This window comes from Amycolatopsis sp. cmx-4-54 (genome assembly GCF_046548895.1).
In the GTDB taxonomy this organism is placed as follows: Bacteria; Actinomycetota; Actinomycetes; order Mycobacteriales; family Pseudonocardiaceae; genus Amycolatopsis.
Genome location: NZ_JAEBEJ010000009.1, coordinates 79,933 through 97,332 on the forward strand (window position 1 = coordinate 79,933; position 17,400 = coordinate 97,332).

Annotated in this window: 16 protein-coding genes and 1 pseudogene; 14 read left to right on the forward strand and 3 right to left on the reverse strand. The window is 68.0% G+C overall.

Annotation, left to right across the window (positions count from 1 at the left end):
* Positions 1-177: 177 nt before the first annotated feature.
* The 10 genes and pseudogenes from ACLJQ7_RS27570 (at position 178) to ACLJQ7_RS27615 (ending at position 10,601) form a co-directional block, all read left to right on the forward strand.
* Complete coding sequence (locus tag ACLJQ7_RS27570; protein WP_410651061.1) at positions 178-1,428, forward strand: DUF222 domain-containing protein; 1,251 nt, start codon at positions 178-180, stop codon at positions 1,426-1,428.
* 162 nt (positions 1,429-1,590) lie between these two features.
* A pseudogene (locus ACLJQ7_RS27575) lies at positions 1,591-1,777 on the forward strand (HNH endonuclease); the annotation flags it as partial.
* A 328-nt stretch (positions 1,778-2,105) separates the two neighbouring features.
* Positions 2,106-2,735 carry a hypothetical protein gene (locus tag ACLJQ7_RS27580; protein WP_410651062.1) on the forward strand — a complete coding sequence of 210 codons (630 nt, stop codon included), beginning with the start codon at positions 2,106-2,108 and terminating at the stop codon, positions 2,733-2,735.
* A 334-nt stretch (positions 2,736-3,069) separates the two neighbouring features.
* Entirely contained in the window at positions 3,070-3,447 is a 378-nt protein-coding gene (locus ACLJQ7_RS27585; RefSeq protein WP_410651063.1) for a DUF1801 domain-containing protein, read from the forward strand.
* A gap of 13 nt (positions 3,448-3,460) precedes the next feature.
* Positions 3,461-3,847, forward strand: coding sequence for a YchJ family protein (locus ACLJQ7_RS27590; protein WP_410651064.1), 387 nt, complete (start codon positions 3,461-3,463; stop codon positions 3,845-3,847).
* A 124-nt stretch (positions 3,848-3,971) separates the two neighbouring features.
* Positions 3,972-7,064 carry a glycosyl hydrolase 2 galactose-binding domain-containing protein gene (locus tag ACLJQ7_RS27595; protein ID WP_410651065.1) on the forward strand — a complete coding sequence of 1,031 codons (3,093 nt, stop codon included), beginning with the start codon at positions 3,972-3,974 and terminating at the stop codon, positions 7,062-7,064.
* A gap of 117 nt (positions 7,065-7,181) precedes the next feature.
* Positions 7,182-7,586 carry a helix-turn-helix transcriptional regulator gene (locus tag ACLJQ7_RS27600; protein WP_410651346.1) on the forward strand — a complete coding sequence of 135 codons (405 nt, stop codon included), beginning with the start codon at positions 7,182-7,184 and terminating at the stop codon, positions 7,584-7,586.
* A 5-nt stretch (positions 7,587-7,591) separates the two neighbouring features.
* Positions 7,592-7,987, forward strand: coding sequence for a VOC family protein (locus ACLJQ7_RS27605; protein ID WP_410651066.1), 396 nt, complete (start codon positions 7,592-7,594; stop codon positions 7,985-7,987).
* A gap of 40 nt (positions 7,988-8,027) precedes the next feature.
* Positions 8,028-9,896: a Na+/H+ antiporter gene (locus tag ACLJQ7_RS27610; protein WP_410651347.1), complete on the forward strand. Its 1,869-nt coding sequence runs from the start codon at positions 8,028-8,030 to the stop codon at positions 9,894-9,896.
* A gap of 18 nt (positions 9,897-9,914) precedes the next feature.
* Complete coding sequence (locus ACLJQ7_RS27615; protein WP_410651067.1) at positions 9,915-10,601, forward strand: histidine phosphatase family protein; 687 nt, start codon at positions 9,915-9,917, stop codon at positions 10,599-10,601.
* Here ACLJQ7_RS27615 and ACLJQ7_RS27620 read toward each other — a convergent pair.
* Positions 10,564-11,331 (reverse strand): ABC transporter permease, encoded by a 768-nt coding sequence (locus tag ACLJQ7_RS27620; protein ID WP_410651068.1) that lies wholly within the window; start codon positions 11,329-11,331, stop codon positions 10,564-10,566. The genes ACLJQ7_RS27615 and ACLJQ7_RS27620 overlap by 38 nt on opposite strands.
* A 22-nt stretch (positions 11,332-11,353) precedes the next feature.
* A complete protein-coding gene (locus ACLJQ7_RS27625) occupies positions 11,354-11,848 on the reverse strand; it encodes an MmpS family transport accessory protein (protein ID WP_410651069.1) in 495 nt (164 codons plus the stop codon).
* Positions 11,849-12,196: 348 nt separating this feature from the next.
* On the opposite strand from ACLJQ7_RS27625, the gene ACLJQ7_RS27630 reads away from it, so the two are divergent.
* Positions 12,197-12,883, forward strand: coding sequence for a helix-turn-helix domain-containing protein (locus ACLJQ7_RS27630; protein ID WP_410651070.1), 687 nt, complete (start codon positions 12,197-12,199; stop codon positions 12,881-12,883).
* On the opposite strand, the gene ACLJQ7_RS27635 is transcribed toward ACLJQ7_RS27630, so the two are convergent.
* Entirely contained in the window at positions 12,814-14,337 is a 1,524-nt protein-coding gene (locus tag ACLJQ7_RS27635) for an FGGY-family carbohydrate kinase (protein WP_410651071.1), read from the reverse strand. The genes ACLJQ7_RS27630 and ACLJQ7_RS27635 overlap by 70 nt on opposite strands.
* Before the next feature lie 114 nt (positions 14,338-14,451).
* On the opposite strand from ACLJQ7_RS27635, the gene ACLJQ7_RS27640 reads away from it, so the two are divergent.
* The 3 genes from ACLJQ7_RS27640 (at position 14,452) to ACLJQ7_RS27650 (ending at position 17,101) form a co-directional block, all read left to right on the forward strand.
* On the forward strand, positions 14,452-15,432 hold the full coding sequence (locus tag ACLJQ7_RS27640; protein WP_410651072.1) for a LacI family DNA-binding transcriptional regulator: 981 nt from the start codon (positions 14,452-14,454) through the stop codon (positions 15,430-15,432).
* 334 nt (positions 15,433-15,766) lie between these two features.
* Positions 15,767-16,348: a DNA-binding protein gene (locus ACLJQ7_RS27645; protein ID WP_410651073.1), complete on the forward strand. Its 582-nt coding sequence runs from the start codon at positions 15,767-15,769 to the stop codon at positions 16,346-16,348.
* A 96-nt stretch (positions 16,349-16,444) separates the two neighbouring features.
* Entirely contained in the window at positions 16,445-17,101 is a 657-nt protein-coding gene (locus ACLJQ7_RS27650; RefSeq protein ID WP_007028108.1) for an RES family NAD+ phosphorylase, read from the forward strand.
* Positions 17,102-17,400 lie beyond the last annotated feature (299 nt).

Genomic DNA, 17,400 nt, shown 5'->3' on the forward strand with positions numbered 1-17,400 from the left:
GGTCGTCGAGCACCCTGTTGTCATCGCAATTAGTCGACTAATTGCGATGGTTTCGGGGCGCCTTGCTCAAGGTGATTCAGCTCGGTGGCCGATTCACCTTTCAGTATTGTTCACGCGTTTCGCTTGTTGCTTAAAATTACGAACACGTGTTCGATTGGTTTGCGGTATTATGGAGGAGTGTCCGAGACCTTCCTTCCCGAGTTGCCGCAGGAGCTGTGGCGTGCTGGCAAGCTGGAGCTTGCCCATGGCGTGCAGCAGTCTTTGCGGGTGATCAGGATGGCTACCGCCGGGTTGGGGCAGTATTTGGCGGAGATCGAGTCCCGGGGCGTCAAAGACTTGTATGGGTATGGGTCGACGGCTGCTTGGTTCGCGGATGTGGCGGGACTGTCGCGTGGCGAGGCTCAGCCCGTGGTCAATCGTGCGCTGGCGTTGAATCCGACCCGCGCGTTGGATGGCGCCGAAGTTCCTGCTGTCGCGCCCGCGACCGCGGCTGTCGCCGCTGAAGGTTTGGTCGGGGACGAGCAGATCGATCAGATCCTGGAGTTCTTGAAGAGACTTCCGGCCGACACCTCAACTGAGGACCGCGTCAATGCCGAGAAGATCCTCGCCACCCTCGCCCGCGAGGTTGGTCCTCGGCAACTGGCGAAGGCTGAAACGAATCTGCTCGGGTTGCTGGACCCGGACGGGAACGAGCCGAAGGAGCCGGAGCCGAAGGAGCCGCGCCGGGAGATCACGCTGGAGCGGCGTAAGGACGGTTTCTGGAAGCTGACCGGTCTCCTCGATAACGAGACCGGTGCCCGCACCGCCGCCGCACTCGAGGCCTACGCCCAGCCACGCCCAGTGGACGAGTTCGGCCAAGCGGATCTGCGGATGAAGTGCGAGCGCATGGGAGACGCCTGGGTCGACATCCTCGACCTCGCCATCGCCTGCCCCGACCAACCCGGCACCAACGGCTACCGGACCTTGGTGCATGTCACGATCGGGCTCGACGAACTCAAGTCCGGCCTCGGGACCGCGTGCCTGGATTTCGTCGGGACGATGACCGCCCGGGAAGCCCGCCTCGCTGCCTGCGACTGCCTGATGCTGCCCGTGGTGATGAGCGCCGCCGGGGAGCCCCTCGATGTGGGACGGCTCAGACGCTTCGTCACCCCCGGCCAACGCCGTGCACTCAACATCCGCGACGGTGGCTGCGCCTTCCCCGGGTGCCATCGGAAGCCGAAGAACTGCCACGCCCACCACATTCACCACTGGGCAGACGGCGGCCCCACCGATCTCCGGAATCTGGTGCTGCTGTGCGGCTTCCACCACCGGCTGATTCACCACGGCGACTGGGAAGTCCGCATGGCCGCCGACGGGCTACCGGAATTCATCCCACCCCAATACCGAGATCCGCTCCGACAACCCCGCCGTAACACCCTCCACCGCTGACCACCGAGGAGCCCGCCAGCCACACCGGCGACGGGCCCCTCGCCATGCCCGCTCCGTGAATTCTTCCTTCAGCACGATGACCTCGACGCGATGGACGAGGTCATGCCCAGCGGACAACACCGAGATCTGAAGGACTTGAAGGCCCTTTGTTGCACCTACGTACATGAAGAGGGCATTCACCACTGGCAGACGGTGGCCCGACGGATCTCCGGAATCTGGATTCCACCACCGGCTAATCCACGACAGCGACCGGGAAGTCCACATAGCCGCCGACGGACTACGGGAATTCATCCCGCCCCAGTACCGAGATCCGCTCCGCCAACCCCGGCGCGACACCCGGCACCACTGACCACCGAAGAGCCGCCAGCCACACCGGCGACGGGCCCCCGGCATGCCTGCGGCCCTTCACTACCCTCCACGCGATGGACGAGGTCATGCCCAGTGGCCAACACCTCACGGCGTCCCACCAGCGCTCGAGCAAGCCACGCTTCGGCAGGTGTTCCCCATCAGAGCGCCCGCTGTCGACGAACCCTTTATCGCCGCGGAAACTGTTCAGCACCGGCGGAAACCCGAAGTTCGGCTGCGCCGTTCGGGCGTATTAGCGCAAGAGTTCTCGATTCCTCCGCAAAACCCGGAGCAAGATCGGCCGTTCCGGACTTGGGAGGGGACGGAGCATCATGGTGAATCAACCACGTGGCCCGGACGGCCGTTGGATCAAATACAAGTACGGCGCGGGCGCGATGGTCACGGCAGGAGTGGTCGTCGCCGCCACCAACGGTATCGGCGGAGGCACTGCGGTCTCGCTGGATTCCGCCGCGAGCCAAGCCCTCAAAGGGAAAAGCTCCAGCAAGAAATCCGCACAGAAGGGCCGCCATTCCGAAGCATGGCAACGCCTGGGCTGGCGCCGGCTGAAGAAGACCACCAAGCGGGAACTCAACTGCGGACCGCATTCCTTCGGCGAAGTCCAGCGCTTCTTCCTGCGTCATCCTTGCGTGGATCTCGATCGCATGATGGTCACCGTCGACGACGGCGCCGGGAACACCATCGCCGTGTCCGTCGCGTGGGTGAAGATGCCGAGGACGGGCCAGGCAGGCGACTTGAAACGGCTCGTCGACAAGGACGGCACCGGCAACGTCTTGCTCTTCGGCGAGGCACCGCCGGGAAGCCGCTTCACCGGCAAGAACTACGACTCCCGCCTGGCCAAGAAGCTGGTCGTGATCGCCGAATCCGCGCCCGCTTCCGGACGGCCGAGCGAAGCGACGTTGGAGACCGCCGTCGACGTCGCCGTCGAGTTCCCCGCACCTTGAACCCGCACCAGCGGTCCACAATGGAGGCGCCCAGGCCGGCCACTGACCGAAGAGGACACCATGAACGATCAGACCGACCTGCCGCCCGGCATCGGCAACCCGGCGACGCGGGCTTTCACCGCCGCGGGTTACACGCGACTGGAGCAGTTCACCCGCGCCACCGAAGCCGAGCTCGCGAGCCTGCACGGCGTCGGCCCCAAAGCGCTCCGCATCATCCGCGAAGCACTGAAAGCACGAGGTCAGACATTCAAACGCACCGACTATTATTTTTGTCTTGACAACTTCATACTTCGGGCGGTTGGCTGTACTCACACCGACCGAAGGAGTACGAGTCATGGCCAAGTTCGCGAACGTCGACGACTACATCGCCGCCCTGCCCGAGAACCTGCGCGAAGTCACCGCCGCGTTGCGCCCGATCGTCAACGCCGCCCTGCCGGGCTCCATCGAGGCGATGTACCACGCCTCCCCGACTTGGAGCGCCGGTGAAGCCGCTGGAAAGAACCTCGTCTGCCTGATGAAGGCCTACTCGTCGTACGTCACCTTCGCCCTATGGAAGGGGCAGCTCGTCGACGACGAGTCCGGCAGGCTTGAGGCAAGCGCGCGGGAGATGGCGCACGTCAAGCTGCGTTCGGTCGAGGACCTCGACGCCGACCTGTTCACCGGTTGGCTCAAGCAGGCGCGAGACCTCGAAACCGCCGCGGCGGCGCGATGACACAATCGGCGGCGTGATCACCGACGAGTCCCGTTGTCCCTGCGGCCTTGGCGAGCCTTACGGCGCGTGCTGCGGCCGCTTCCATCGGGGAGCCGCGACGGCGCCGACCGCCGAACTCCTGATGCGGTCGCGATTCAGCGCGTTCGCCGTCGGCGACACCGAGTACCTCACGAAGACCTGGCATCCGAAGGCCAGGCCCGCCCAGCTCGAGCTCGATCCCGGGCAACGCTGGACGTTCCTGGAGATCCTCGGCAAGACCGGCGGCGGACTGCTGGAGAACGAGGGCACCGTGGAGTTCCGGGCCCACTACCGGCAGGACCGTCAACCCAGCAGCATGCACGAGAACAGCCGCTTCGTCCGCGTCGACGGGCAGTGGAGCTACGTGGCGCCCGTCCGCTGACGAACCCGGTGCAAGGGTCTGTTCTCCGCGTGACGTGGCGGCTACTATTCCCCCCAACATTGTTAGGGAACTTTCTTAACGATTTCGCCAAGGTCCGCCGCCGTGTGCCCAAGGAGGCGCGCTCGTGAGTTTTCGGCAGAAGAGAACCCGGATCCCCTTACTGGCCATGACCGTCACCGCGCTGGCCGCCGCGGTCTGCGGAGTGACCGCCGCTCCCGCCGCCACCGGCGCGGAAGTGGCCGTCCCCCTGTCCGTCGGCGCCGCCGCGGGCAACGCCACCCCGATCCCCGGCTACGCGATCCAGTCCTCGGCACAGGTCAGCGACGATTCAGCGGTATCGAAGCCGGGCTTCCCCACCGCCGGCTGGTACCCGGTGTCGTCGCGCTCGACGGTCTACGCCGGGTTGCTGCAGAACGGCAAGTACGCCGACCCGTTCTACTCGACGAACATGAAGAACGTCCCGACGGCGCAGTTCTCGGTGCCGTGGTGGTACCGCACGGACCTGAATGTCGAGGACACCTCGAAGCGCACGTACCTCGACTTCAGCGGCGTGCTCTCCAAGGCCGACGTCTGGGTCAACGGCGTCCGGATCGCGACGAAGGACCAGGTCAACGGCGCGTACACCCGCCACGACCTGGACATCACCGCGCACGTGCGCCAGGGCGTCAACAGCGTCGCGTTCAAGGTCTACCCCAACGACCCCGACAACGACCTCTCGATGGGCTGGATCGACTGGGCGCAGACCCCGCCGGACCAGAACATGGGCATCGTGCGCGACGTCCTCGTCCGCCGCGGCGGTCCGGTCGCGCTGCGCAGCGCCCACGTCGTCCAGAAGCTGAACTCCTCGCTAAACCGCGCCGACCTCACCGTGAAGGCCGACGTCCGCAACGACTCGGCGAACGCGGTGCAGGCCACCGTCGCCGGCACGGTCGCGGGCAAGCCGATCACCCAGACGGTCTCGCTGGCCGCCAAGGAACGCAAGACGGTCACCTTCGGCGTGGTCGGCCTCGACAAGCCCAACCTGTGGTGGCCCGCCGGGATGGGCGGCCAGCACCGGTACGAACTCGACCTGACCGCGAGTGTCGGAGACACGCCGTCGGACACCTCGAAGTCGAAGTTCGGTGTCCGCGACGTCAAGGCGCCGCTGAACTCCAGCGGCGGGCGGCAGTACAGCGTCAACGGCAAACCGCTGCTGATCCGCGGCGGCGGCTACACGCCGGACCTGTTCCTGCGCTGGAACGAGACCGCGGCGGCCGACAAGCTCAAGTACGTGCTGAACCTCGGGCTCAACACGGTCCGGCTGGAAGGCCACATCGAGCCGGACGAGTTCTTCGACCTCGCCGACGACCTCGGCGTGCTCACCATGCCCGGCTGGGAATGCTGCGACAAATGGGAAGGGCACGTCAACGGCGAGGAGAAGGGCGAGCCGTGGGTCGAGTCGGACTACCCGATCGCCAAAGCGTCGATGTTCTCCGAAGCCGAGCGCCTGCGTGACCACCCGAGTGTCATCTCGTTCCACATCGGCAGCGACTTCGCTCCCGACAGGCGGATCGAGCAGGGTTACCTCGACGCGATGAAGGCCGCCGACTTCACCCTCCCGGTGATCCCGTCGGCGTCGAAGCGGCCGTCCCCGATCACGGGCGCCTCCGGGATGAAGATGAACGGCCCGTACGACTACGTCCCGCCCGTCTACTGGTACGACAAGTCGCAGAAGGACCGTGGCGGCGCGTGGAGCTTCAACTCCGAGACCAGCGCGGGCGTCGACATCCCGACGATGGACACCCTGAAGCGGATGATGTCGGACAGTGAGCTGGAAACGATGTGGAAGGACCCGTCGGCACCCCAGTACCACCGTTCTTCGTCGACGACGTTCGCGAACCTGAAGCTGTTCGCCAACGCGCTCACCAAGCGCTACGGCGCGCCCGCCGACCTGAACGACTTCGTCCGGAAGGCGCAGCTCGCGCAGTACGAGAACGTCCGCGCGGAGTTCGAGTCGCACTCGCGCAACTACACCGATTCGACCAACCCGTCGACCGGGTTGATCTACTGGATGCTCAACAGCCCGTGGACCTCGCTGCACTGGCAACTGTTCGACGCCTACATGGACCAGAACGGCGCCTACTACGGGGCGAAGAAGGCCAACGAGCCGCTGCACATCCAGTATTCGCACGACAATCGCTCGGTCGTGGTGATCAACCAGACGTCGAACGCGGTGAGCGGGCTGACGGCGACCACGAAGCTGTACAACCTCGACGGCACCGAGAAGTACAGCAACACCAAGACCGGGCTGTCGGTCGGCGCGCTGGGTGCCAAGGCAACCGCGGTCACCGTCCCGGCGGTGAGCGGACTGTCGACGACCTATCTGGCGAAGCTGGTGCTCACCGACTCGTCCGGCAAAGAGGTCAGCCGGAACGTGTACTGGCTCTCCACCAAGGCCGACACGCTGAACTGGGGCGGCAGCGACTGGTACTACACGCCTCAGTCGGGTTACGCCGACCTGTCCGGCCTGAAGAGCCTCGGGCAGTCCGCGGTGAGCGCGACGGCGAAGTCGGTCGCCGGCGGCGACGGCACCACCACGACCACCGTGACGCTGAAGAACACCTCGGGCGGCAAGCTCCCGGCGTTCTACGTGGACTCGAAGGTCGTGGACGCCGCGGGCAAGCCGGTGCTCCCGGTGGAGTGGAACGACAACGCGGTGAGCCTGTGGCCGGGTGAAACGACCACGCTGACCGCGAAGTACCGCACCGCCGATCTCAAGGGCTCCAAGCCTTCGGTCCGCGTCTCGGGCTGGAACACCGGCACGCAGACCGTTCCGGCCGACGGCTCCGGGCCGGGCAACCCGGTCGATTACCAGGCCGAGGACGCCACGATCGTCCAGGGCGCGGTGGAGTCGAACCACGCCGGGTTCACCGGCACCGGGTTCGTCAACTACGACAACGTCGCGGGCAGTTCGGTCGAGTGGACGGTCAACGCGCCCGCCGCGGGCACCTACGACGTCGTCGTCCGGTACGCCAACGGCACCACGGCGAACCGGCCGCTGGACTTCTCGGTCAACGGCTCGATCAGCGCGTCCGGTGTCGGCTTCGGCGGCACCGGAGCCTGGCCGAACTGGACGACCAGAACCGTCAAGGTGACACTGGCGGCGGGAGTGAACAAGATCAAGGCGGTCGCCACCACGGCGAACGGTGGCCCCAACATCGACAAGATCACCCTCTAGACCGGGAGTCGCCCGAGGCCCCCTTCGCCACCCGGCGAAGGGGGCCTCTCTCGTCCGCGCGTGGGTTACGCTTTCCGGGTGACCGGCAAACCCGACCCGCGTCTGCGGGACCTGGCGATGCTGCGCCGTGTCCGGGACCGGATCGATCGCGACTACGCGCAGCCCTTGGACGTCGAGGCGCTGGCCCGCGGCGTGCACGTCTCCGCCGGGCACCTCAGCCGCGAGTTCCGCGCCGCGTACGGCGAATCGCCGTACAGCTACCTGATGACCCGCCGCATCGAGCGGGCCATGATGCTGCTGCGGCGCGGGGACATGTCGGTCACCGAAGTGTGCTTCGACGTCGGTTTCTCGTCGCTGGGCACGTTCAGCACGCGGTTCTCCGAACTGGTCGGCGTCTCGCCGAGCGCGTACCGCAAACAGGCGGCGGACGACGGCCGGGGCATGCCCGGCTGCGTCGTCAAACAGGTCATGCGACCGATCAGGAATCGAGAAGCGACACCGCCGCGCGCCGACCTACCTTGAGTCGTATGACCCTCTCGATTCAGGCGTCCTATCTCCCGGCGGACGATCTCGAGGCTTCACTTTCCTTCTATCGCGACATCCTGGGCTTCGAGGTACGTGCCCAAGGCCCGCTCCAGGCCACGGTCGGCCCACCGGGGCAGCCGGAGACGTCGCTCGTGCTCCACCCGCCCGCCGCCGATCCGGAGCTCACCGACGAGGAACGCGCCACGATCGCCGAACTGATGGCCAAGGGCGTCCACGGGATCATCGTGCTCTCCACCCCGGATCTGATCGGCACCTTCGACCGGATCCAGGCCGCGGGGGCGGACGTGGTCCAAGAACCGATGAAGCAGTCCTACGGCGCCTTCGACTGCTCTTTCCGCGACCCGGCGGGCAACCTGGTGCGGTTCGAGGAGCGGTAGCCCTGCCTCGGTGCGCGCGCACCGAGGTTCCCGGGTGATGATGAGCGGCGTGGAGATCGCGGTAGAACTAGTGGCACTGGTGGTGGCCGTCCTCCTGGTCACCGCCGCGGCGCGGAAACTCGACTGGTCGGCACCGCTGTGCCTGATCGCGGTCGGCGTCGTCGCCTCGTACGTGCCGGGCGTCCCGGAGTACGAACTGGACCCGGAGGTCGTGCTGCTGGGGCTGCTGCCCCCGCTGCTGTACGCCACCGCGATCCGCACGTCGCTCATCGACTTCCGCCGCAACCGCGGGCCGATCCTGTTGCTGTCGGTGGGGCTCGTCATCTTCACCACGGCCGCGGTCGGGATCGTGGCGTGGCTGGTGATTCCCGGTCTACCGCTGGCCGCCGGGCTCGCGATCGGCGCGGTGGTCGCGCCGCCGGACGCGGTCGCGGCCACCGCCGTCGCCCGCAAGGTGGGCATGCCGCGCAAGCTGACCAGGCTGTTGGAGGGCGAAAGCCTGTTCAACGACGCGGCCGCGCTGGTCGCGTTGCGGACCGCCATCGCGGCCATCGCGGGTTCGGTGAGCCTGCTGCAGGTCGGCGGGGATTTCCTGCTGGCCGCGGGCGGCGGGCTGGTGATCGGGTTCGCCGTCGGCGCGCTCGCCGCGCTGATCCGCACCCGCCTCGAAGACCCGGTCACCGACACCGCGCTTTCGCTGGCGGTCCCGTTCGTCGCCTATCTCGCCGCCGAGGCGATCCACGGTTCCGGCGTGATCGCCGTGGTCGTCGCGGGGCTGATCCTCGGGCACAAGGCGCCGAGCATGCTTTCGGGCCGTTCCCGGCTGGCCAGCAGGCTGAACTGGCAGACCATCCAGTTCCTGCTGGAGAACATCGTCTTTTTGCTGATCGGCCTGCAGGTCCGCCGGATCATGACCGAGGTCGGCGACAGCGGGCTGACCGCGCTGGAACTGGTCCTGATCTGCGCCGCCACTCTGGCCGCGACCATCCTCACCCGGATCGTCTGGATGGTGGGCATCGGCCTGGCGCGACGGGTGTTCCGCCGTCACGCGTGGCCGTGGCGGTACTCGGCCGTGATCGCGTGGGCGGGGATGCGCGGGGTCGTCACGCTCGCGGCGGCGTTCGTGCTGCCCGCGGACACCCCGCAGCGGGCCGTGCTGGTGCTGGTCGCGTTCGTCGTGGTGGCGGGAACGCTGCTGCTGCACGGGACGACGCTGCCCGTGCTGGTCCGGCGCCTGAAACTGCCGCCTCCCGACCCGGCCGAGGACGCGCTGCAGGAAGCGGCCGTGCTCCATGACATGACCAGGGCCGCGCTCGAAGAATTGGAGAAGATCCGGACCCCGGAGGATCCGGACGACATCGTCGAACGCCTGCGCAGCCGGCTCCAGCACCGCTCGGACTCGGCCTGGGAGGAACTCGGCAGGCAGAGCGCGCTGTCCGAAACCCCGAGCGACGCGTATCGGCGGCTGCGACTGCGGCTGCTCGAAGTCGAACGGGAGAAGTTCCTGGAGGCGCGTGACTCCGGAATGGCCGATGATGATGTCCTGCGCCGGATCCTCGAACGTCTCGACATCGAGGAATCCATGCTGGACAGGGAGGAGGAGACCGTGCCGGACTCCGATCGGGAACTGCGCACCCCCGCCGCGACGGCGGGATCCTGCAAACATCTGACCAAGAGTTGGCCAGAAGTCCAGCCTGATGCGCCTGACGAATGCGCGGTCTGCGTCGAGAACGGGATGACCTGGGTGCATCTGCGCGAATGCGTCAAATGCGGGAACGTCGCTTGCTGCGACTCCTCCCCGGGCAAGCACGCGACAGCGCACTTCCACGACACCCTGCACCCGGTGATGCGCAGCCACGAACCCGGCGAGACCTGGCGGTGGTGTTTCGTGGACAAACAGCTGGGCTAGCTCGGTATCGTCCGGGGTATGAGCACCCCTGAGCAGGAAGTCGAATACCGTCAGCACCGGTTCGCTCCCCCACCAGGCGCGACCGAGATCTTCCTTGTCCGCCACGGTGAATCGGCCCCGGCGAAGGGCGACGCGCCGTTCGACCTCGTCGACGGGCAGGCCGATCCGGACCTCGCGCCGGAGGGCAGAGACCACGCCGAGCGGGTCGGACGCCGTCTGGCTGACGAGCGGATCTCCGCGCTGTACGTGACGACGCTGCGCCGGACGCCGCAGACCGCCGCCCCGCTGGCGGCGAAACTCGGGCTCACCCCGGAGGTCGAGCCGGACCTGCGGGAGATCCACCTCGGCGACTGGGAGAACGGGCTTTTCCGGCGCTACACCTACGAAGGCCACCCGATCATCGAGCAACTCTGGAGCGAGCAGCGCTGGGACGTCATCCCGGGCGCGGAGACGATGGAGTCGTTCGGCGGCCGGATCAGGGCGGCCATCGGCAGGCTCGCGGCGGCCAACCCGGACCGGAGGATCGCCGTGTTCACCCACGGCGGTGTCATCGGCGAGGTCTTCGCGCAGGCCAGCGCCGCGAAGAACCGGTTCGCGTTCCTGGGCGCGGACAACGGCTCGATCTCACATCTGGTGGTGTCGGGCGACAACTGGATGGTGCGGCGGTTCAACGACACGTCGCATCTTCAGTCGCCTTTCGGCTGATCCGGCCCGCCGCGACCAGGTGCACGACGACCAGGACCGCGACCGCCTCGGCGGCCAGCAGCCCGATGAGCACGAGCACCTGGGTCACCCCGGCCTGCACCGGCCCGGCGCCACCGAGGAGGACACCGACGTAGGCGCCGGGCAAGGTCACCAGGCCGACCGTCCGGGTCTGGTCGAGGGCGGGGATCAGCGCGTGCCCCGCCGAGGGGCGGCAGATCTCCAGCGCGGCCGGGCGGCGCAGGAAGCCCAGCGCCAGCGCGGCTTCGTATTCGCCGTGCCGCGACACGAGTTCATCGAGGGCTCGCCTCGCGGCCTGGGAAGTCGCGGACATCGCGCCGCCGATGACGATCCCGGCGATCGGCACGATCGCGATCGGCCGCCACGGGACCACCCCGGTCGCGAGTACGAGCGTCAGCACCGGCACCACACCGGACGCGATGGCGAGCGCGACCCACGCCAGATCCTTCGCCACGCCGATCCGGCGGGCGGAGGTGACCGCCGCGATCGCGAACATCAGCAGCACGAAACCGCCGGTCAGCCAGCCGGATTCCAGGATCCCGACGATGACCAGCGACACGGCGGCGAGTTGCACGACGGCGCGCCCGGCCGCGAACAGCACCGCCTTGCCTTGCCCCAGCCGCCCGAACTGCACCACCGCCGCGCCGAAGATCGCCAGCACGGCCAAGACCACGGCGAGCACCGGGCCGAACTCGATCGCACCATCCGTCACCCGGATGATCCTGCCGTAGCGCCTACGCGGTGCAGCTCACCGGCGCGCCCGCGGCGGGGGCGGTGCGATCGCTGACGACCTCGCCGTCGACGAGGATCCGGCACCGCAACGCACCGCTGCCCGAACCCTGCGCGGAAAGGCTGTAGAACTCGTCGCGGCCTTCCTGGCTCGTGCGCTCGAAAGCGGCGCTCCACGGCACCGTCACTTCGGTCTTCTGCATGAGTTCGGAACCCTGCGCGACGTAAGTGACGTTCTGGGCGCCCTCCGCGCCGGAAAGCTCGTAGACGACGGAGTGGAGCACGGTGCGTACGGCGGCCGCAGCTTGTTCGACCTGTTCGATCCGCGGCGCGGGCGGGCTCTGCGCCGGCTTGGCGGCCTTCGGCAACACATAACTGGTCAGCGTGACGGCGACGGCCATCACCCCCAGCACGACCACGACCGTCCCCAGCGGCTTCAGCCTGCCGGGGGCACCCTGCCCCGGCGCCGATGCCGGAGGGGTCGCGGTGGGAACACCCATGGAGAGGTCTTCTCTCGTCCGAGCGCACTTCCGTCGAGTGCGTCGACTACTTCTCGTTCAAAGGTGACTCCGCGTTAGCCGTTATCGGGAAGAAACCCGATATTCACCCTTTTGGGTGTCCCAGTGAGTGGGGAGTGCCTGGTCATGGGGCGATCGGCGTAACCACAGTGCGCTGAACAGCTCACTTTGAGTGACCCGGCCTGGTCGACGAGACGGCAGGCAGAGGTGCGCGTCCGACGAACAACATGTCGCGATCGGACCGAACAAGCCATCACCGGACGCCCTTCAGTCCTGGTGAATCGATCTCTGCTCGGCCACGGCCCGATTCTGTCGTAGGCCCAGGGCATCATGGCAGGCGTGTATCGGGAGACGACGGCATCCGGCGGGCCGGCCGGTGTGGTGCGCTGCCTGTGGGAGGACACGGGCACGGCGCCGAAGCGGATCGTGCCCGACGGCTGCGTGGACCTGGTGGAGAGCGGCGGGGAGGTCTTCGTCGCCGGGCCGGATACGGCGCCCTGGACCTGGGAGGCCGGCGAACGGGCAAGGGGCGTGCGCTTCGCCCCCGGCAGAGCGGGTGCCGTCTTGGGTCTGGGGGCCGACGAGCTACGCGATCAGCGTGTCTCCCTCGGCGACCTGTGGGGCAGGGAGGGCGAACTGCTGGCCGAACGCGTGCTCTCAGGCGCCGCTTCGCTGGCCGACGTCGTCGAGCGGCGCGGAGCCAGGCGAGCCGACCGGGAGGTTTCGGAGCTCATCGCCAGGCTGGACGGCGGCGTGCCCCGGGTTTCCGCCGCGCTGAAGCGGTTCACCACCGGCGAGCGGCAGTTGCGGAGGCGGTTCACCCTCGCGGTGGGCTACGGCCCGGCCACGTACCTGCGGGTCACCCGGTTCCAGCGCGCCGTCGGCCTCGCGCGTACGGCACCGGATCTCGCCTCGCTGGCGTTTTCGGCGGGTTACGCCGATCAAGCTCATCTGAGCCGGGATTGCCGTGAACTCTCCGGGCTGAAAGCGAGTGAGTTCTTCCGCGCCAGGAAGTGAGCGATGTCCACAGTGGACCGGTACAGGTCACGGTAATGCGGATAGAACTCGTCGTAGACATCGGCGTCCGCCCCGGGGCGGACGATCTCGGCGACCGGGTTCCAGGCTTCGATATCCGGTTCCCTCCCCAGGGCGACCGAGGCGAGAACGGCGCCTCCGAACGCGGCGCCGATGGTCTCCGCGGGGATCTCCTGGTCGATCCGCGCCACGTCGCTGACGATCCGCGTCCACACCCCGCCCTGTGTCCCGCCACCGACGGCGACGATCCGGCCGGTGCCGCCACCGGCCTCCCGCATGGCTTCGAGGTTGTGCCGCACGCCGTACGCGGTGCCTTCCAGTGCCGCGCGGTAGAGATCGGCGCGATCATGGGAGGTGGTGAGCCCGGCGATGACACCCCTCGCGTCCGGGTCCGGCACGGGGGTCCGTTCTCCCGCGAAGTACGGCAGCATCAGCAGACCGCGGCTGCCCGCCGGGACCTCGGCCGCCGCCGCGGCCAGTTCCCCGAATTCACCGCCGACGAGATCCCGCAGCCAATCGGTGATCGCGCCGGAGGTGGCCATCCCCGCGGCCAGCGAATAGCTGCCGGGGAAGGCACCGCGGGTCGTCCACAGCCCCTGCCCGGGGCGGGGATCGGCGAGCATCTGGATCAGGAACATCGTGGTGCCGTACATGAGCATGGTGTCCCCGGGCGCGGTGACCCCGACGCTGGTCGCCTCCGCCCAGGCGTCCACCGTCCCCGCCGTGACAGGAATCCCTTGCGGCAAGCCGGTTTCCGCGGCCGCTTCGGTGGTGACCGAACCGGCGACCTCGGTCGGCCACGCGAGCCTCGGCAATTCGACGCCGGGGGCGATCGCGGCGGCCCGGTCCGGCGCCCAGCGGGCCTCGCGCAGGTCGTACATCGGATCGCATTGGCTCGCCGAATGATGGTCGAGGACGTATTCACCGGTCAGTCGCAGCACGAGGAACGAACTCGCCATCAGGAAGAGCTTCGCCCGCTCGAACACGTCCGGCTCGTTCTTGGCCAGCCAGCGCCATTTCGGTCCGACGGCCTGTGAGCCGAGTGCGCTCCCGCCTCGTTCCACAATGGATTCTTCACCGAATTCCCGATTCAATTCCCGGATTTCGTCGTAGGCACGGGTGTCGACGCCGTAAAGGATCGCCGGCCGCAAGGGTCTTCCGGAAGCGTCCGCGGGTAAGAGCACCGGCCCGATCCCGCTGACCGACACTCCGATGATGGGATGATCCCCGGCTCCCGCCGAAAGTTTCCTTGCCAGCGCCACGAAGTCCTGCCACCACACGGTTTCCGCGTCGTGCTCGAACCAGCCGGGACGCGGGCGGGAGGTTTCGTGCGGCCGGGATGCCCGTGCCACCACGGTGCCCCGGGAATCGACGAGGACACCTTTGGAACTCGAGGTGCCGATGTCGATGCCGAGCACCAGGCCCGGTTCCCACACGACGCCTCCGAACTCCTCCGCGCGAGTAGCGCGATCAGCGGATGGTAACGATTGTCGGTCAAGCTATTCTTCCCGTGCGAGGGTGTCAACACACCTGCGGAAGGGGAGGTCACGGTGGCCACCATCAACGACGTGGCGGCGAAGGCCGGGGTTTCGACGGCGACCGTGTCGAGAACGCTCAACGGGAAGTCCACAGTGGACCCGGTGCTCGCGGCCCGGGTGCAGGCGGCCGCGGCCGAATTGGGATATCACCCGAACGGGCTCGCGAGAAATCTGCGTCGTCAGGAGACCGCGGTACTCGCGCTCATCATCTCCGACGTGGAGAACCCGTTCTTCACCGCGATCGCCCGCGGCGTGGAGGACATCGCGCAGACGGCGGGCTATTCGGTGGTGCTGTGCAACGCCGACGACAACGAGGAGAAGGAGCGGCGCTATATCGACGTCGCGCTCCAGGAACGGGTCGCCGGCGTGGTGCTCTCCCCCACCGGCCGGGCCACGAACGTCGACCGGCTGACCGAACGCGGCACCCCCGTGGTCGCCGTCGACCGGCCGTTGCTGAAGAACATCGGCGACCAGGTGCTGGTCGACACCCGGCTCGCCGCCCGCGACGCCACCCGGCACCTGCTCGACGGCGGATACCGGCGGGTCGCCTGCGTCAGCGGGCCGCCCGGGGTGCGCACGGCCGAAGACCGGCTGGCCGGTTACACCGATGCCGTCGGCGAGGAGCACGCGCTGACCCGGCGGGCCGAATTCCGCGCCGAGGGCGGCAGGCTCGCCGCGCTCAGCCTGCTCGACGAGGCCGAGCCGCCGGACGCGCTGCTGGTCGGCAACAGCACGATGACGATCGGCGTCCTGGAGGCGCTGGCCGCACGCGGTCTGCGCTCGGGACGGGACGTCGGGATCGTGTCGTTCGACGACGCGCCGTGGACGACGCTGATCGACCCGCCGCTCACGGTGGTCGCCCAGCCCGCGAACGAGGTGGGCCGGGTCGCCGCCGAGCTGCTGCTCGCCCGGATCGGCGACAGCACGCGCAAGGCCACGACGACCACGCTGCAGGCGAAGCTGATCGTGCGCCGGAGTTCGCGGCGCGACTGACACCCGGAGATCCCAGGTGCACGACGTGCCTGGGCGACCGGTTCGCACCGGCCGCCCAGGAACGCCCCACCCCCTTGTTCCCCCAAGCCGGCCCCACACCAGCCGGGTTCTCCGAAGCGGTGGGAAGAAATCGTTTACCGTTCGGACGGTAAGTTCCCGTTTACCACCTGTCAAGCCGAAGTCCTGGACAACCTCGCCCGATCCGGGCAGACTATGGCGAAATTGCCTACTGCGCGTGTTTGATTCCGTGCACTCTGTGTTCATCTCTGGTGAATTCCCCCACGAAATCGAGATGAGACCGCACGAACCCGCACAGACGCGTTACCCTAGGCGCATGTCGATAGCGCTCGAGAACGTTCTCGCCAAGGCGGGCCTGAAGGTCGACGCCAACGAGTTCCTGAACCTCGTCGAGGACGCGGCGCGGAGACTGACCCCACCGAACCCCGATCCGTCGCATTACTTCTCGGCGGACCAGCGGGCCGCGCTCACCGAAGTCGGCCTGGACCTCTCCCCCCGAAGCGAGGACGAGCCGGACTTCCGTGCCCGCACGGTCGCCGCGCACGCCGTACTCGCCGATTCCGCGCTGAGCGTGCTGGAAGCGGCGAAGGCACTGGGCGTGGACGACAGCCGGATCCGGCACCGCCTCAAGGAGGGCAGGCTCACCGGCTGGAAAGACCAGGGCTGGCGGCTGCCCGCCTGGCAGTTCGCCGGTTCCGGGGTATTGCCCGGCCTGGAGGTCGTGCTGCGTGCCGTCCCCGAGGACCAGCCCGCGCTCGTCGTCGCCGCGTTCATGAGCACCCCGCAGACCGATCTGGTGATCAACGAGCACCCCGCCACCCCGCGGCAATGGCTCCTCTCCGGCGGAGATCCCGAGCACGTCGCGCGACTGGTGGCCACCCTGGGCTCGCCGTTCTGAGATCCTTGCCCGACGACGGAAATTTCAGTCGGGGGTAGGCCGTAGGCTGACCCCACCGAGCAAGATCACCCGACAAGGACGGACGACTCCCGAGGTATGGCCCGGCTTCCCCTGCCGCCCGCACGCTCTGTCCTGGTCAAGGAGCTGCACCGCACCAACGACGTGGTGACGGTGCACCCCGGCACCAGGCTGGTCAGGATCTTCACCGCGCACGGCAACCACCCCCAGCAGTGGAATTCGTTCCGCTACAGCGGCCCGCTCCCGCACGGCCGGTTCGACCCGCAGACCCCCGGTCGCGGCGGTCGCCCCGTCACCGACCCCGGGAACGGCGTTCTGTACTTCGGTCTCACCGTGCGCACCAGCATCGCGGAGGTCTTCCAGACCACGTCGACGGTCGACCGCAAATCCCGCGGCCCGCGCCTGGTCGTCGTCCGGCCGACCCGCACCCTGCGGCTGCTCGACCTCGCCGGTCTCTGGCCGACCAGGGTCGGCGCCTCGCAGGAGATCTCCAGCGGCCCGAAGAAGATCACCCAGGCTTGGGCCCGCGCCATCCGCGCCGCCTTCGGCGACCTCGACGGCGTCTGGTACCGGTCGTCCATGGACTCCGGCGGCCCCGCGCTCGCGCTGTGGGACCCGCCCGCCGGGAATTCGCTGCCGGTCGCGCCGGACGTGCTGCTCCCGCTGGACCATCCGGGGCTCGACGTCCCACTGGGCCGGGTGTGCGAAGAGCTGAACTACACGCTTCTCAGCTGACGTCTTGAGTACCTACCGCAGGTGCACGGGCCGCGTTTTCGTGTGATGGGACGGACGACACGCGTGATCGGGTGGACGACTCGTGGCGGAGCCCCGGCCGTGGTCGTGTCGTCCGTCCAGTCACGCGTGTCGTCCGCCTGATCACGCGTGTCGTCCGCCTGATCACGAGACCCGACCACTCGGTACCGAGGTTTCTTGCTCACCGGTCCTGCTGGGCTTGGCCGGAGGTTGCGAAAGCCACTTTCGCAACCCTCAACGTTGCGAAAGTGGCTTTCACAACGTCGGCCGGCGAAGGGGCG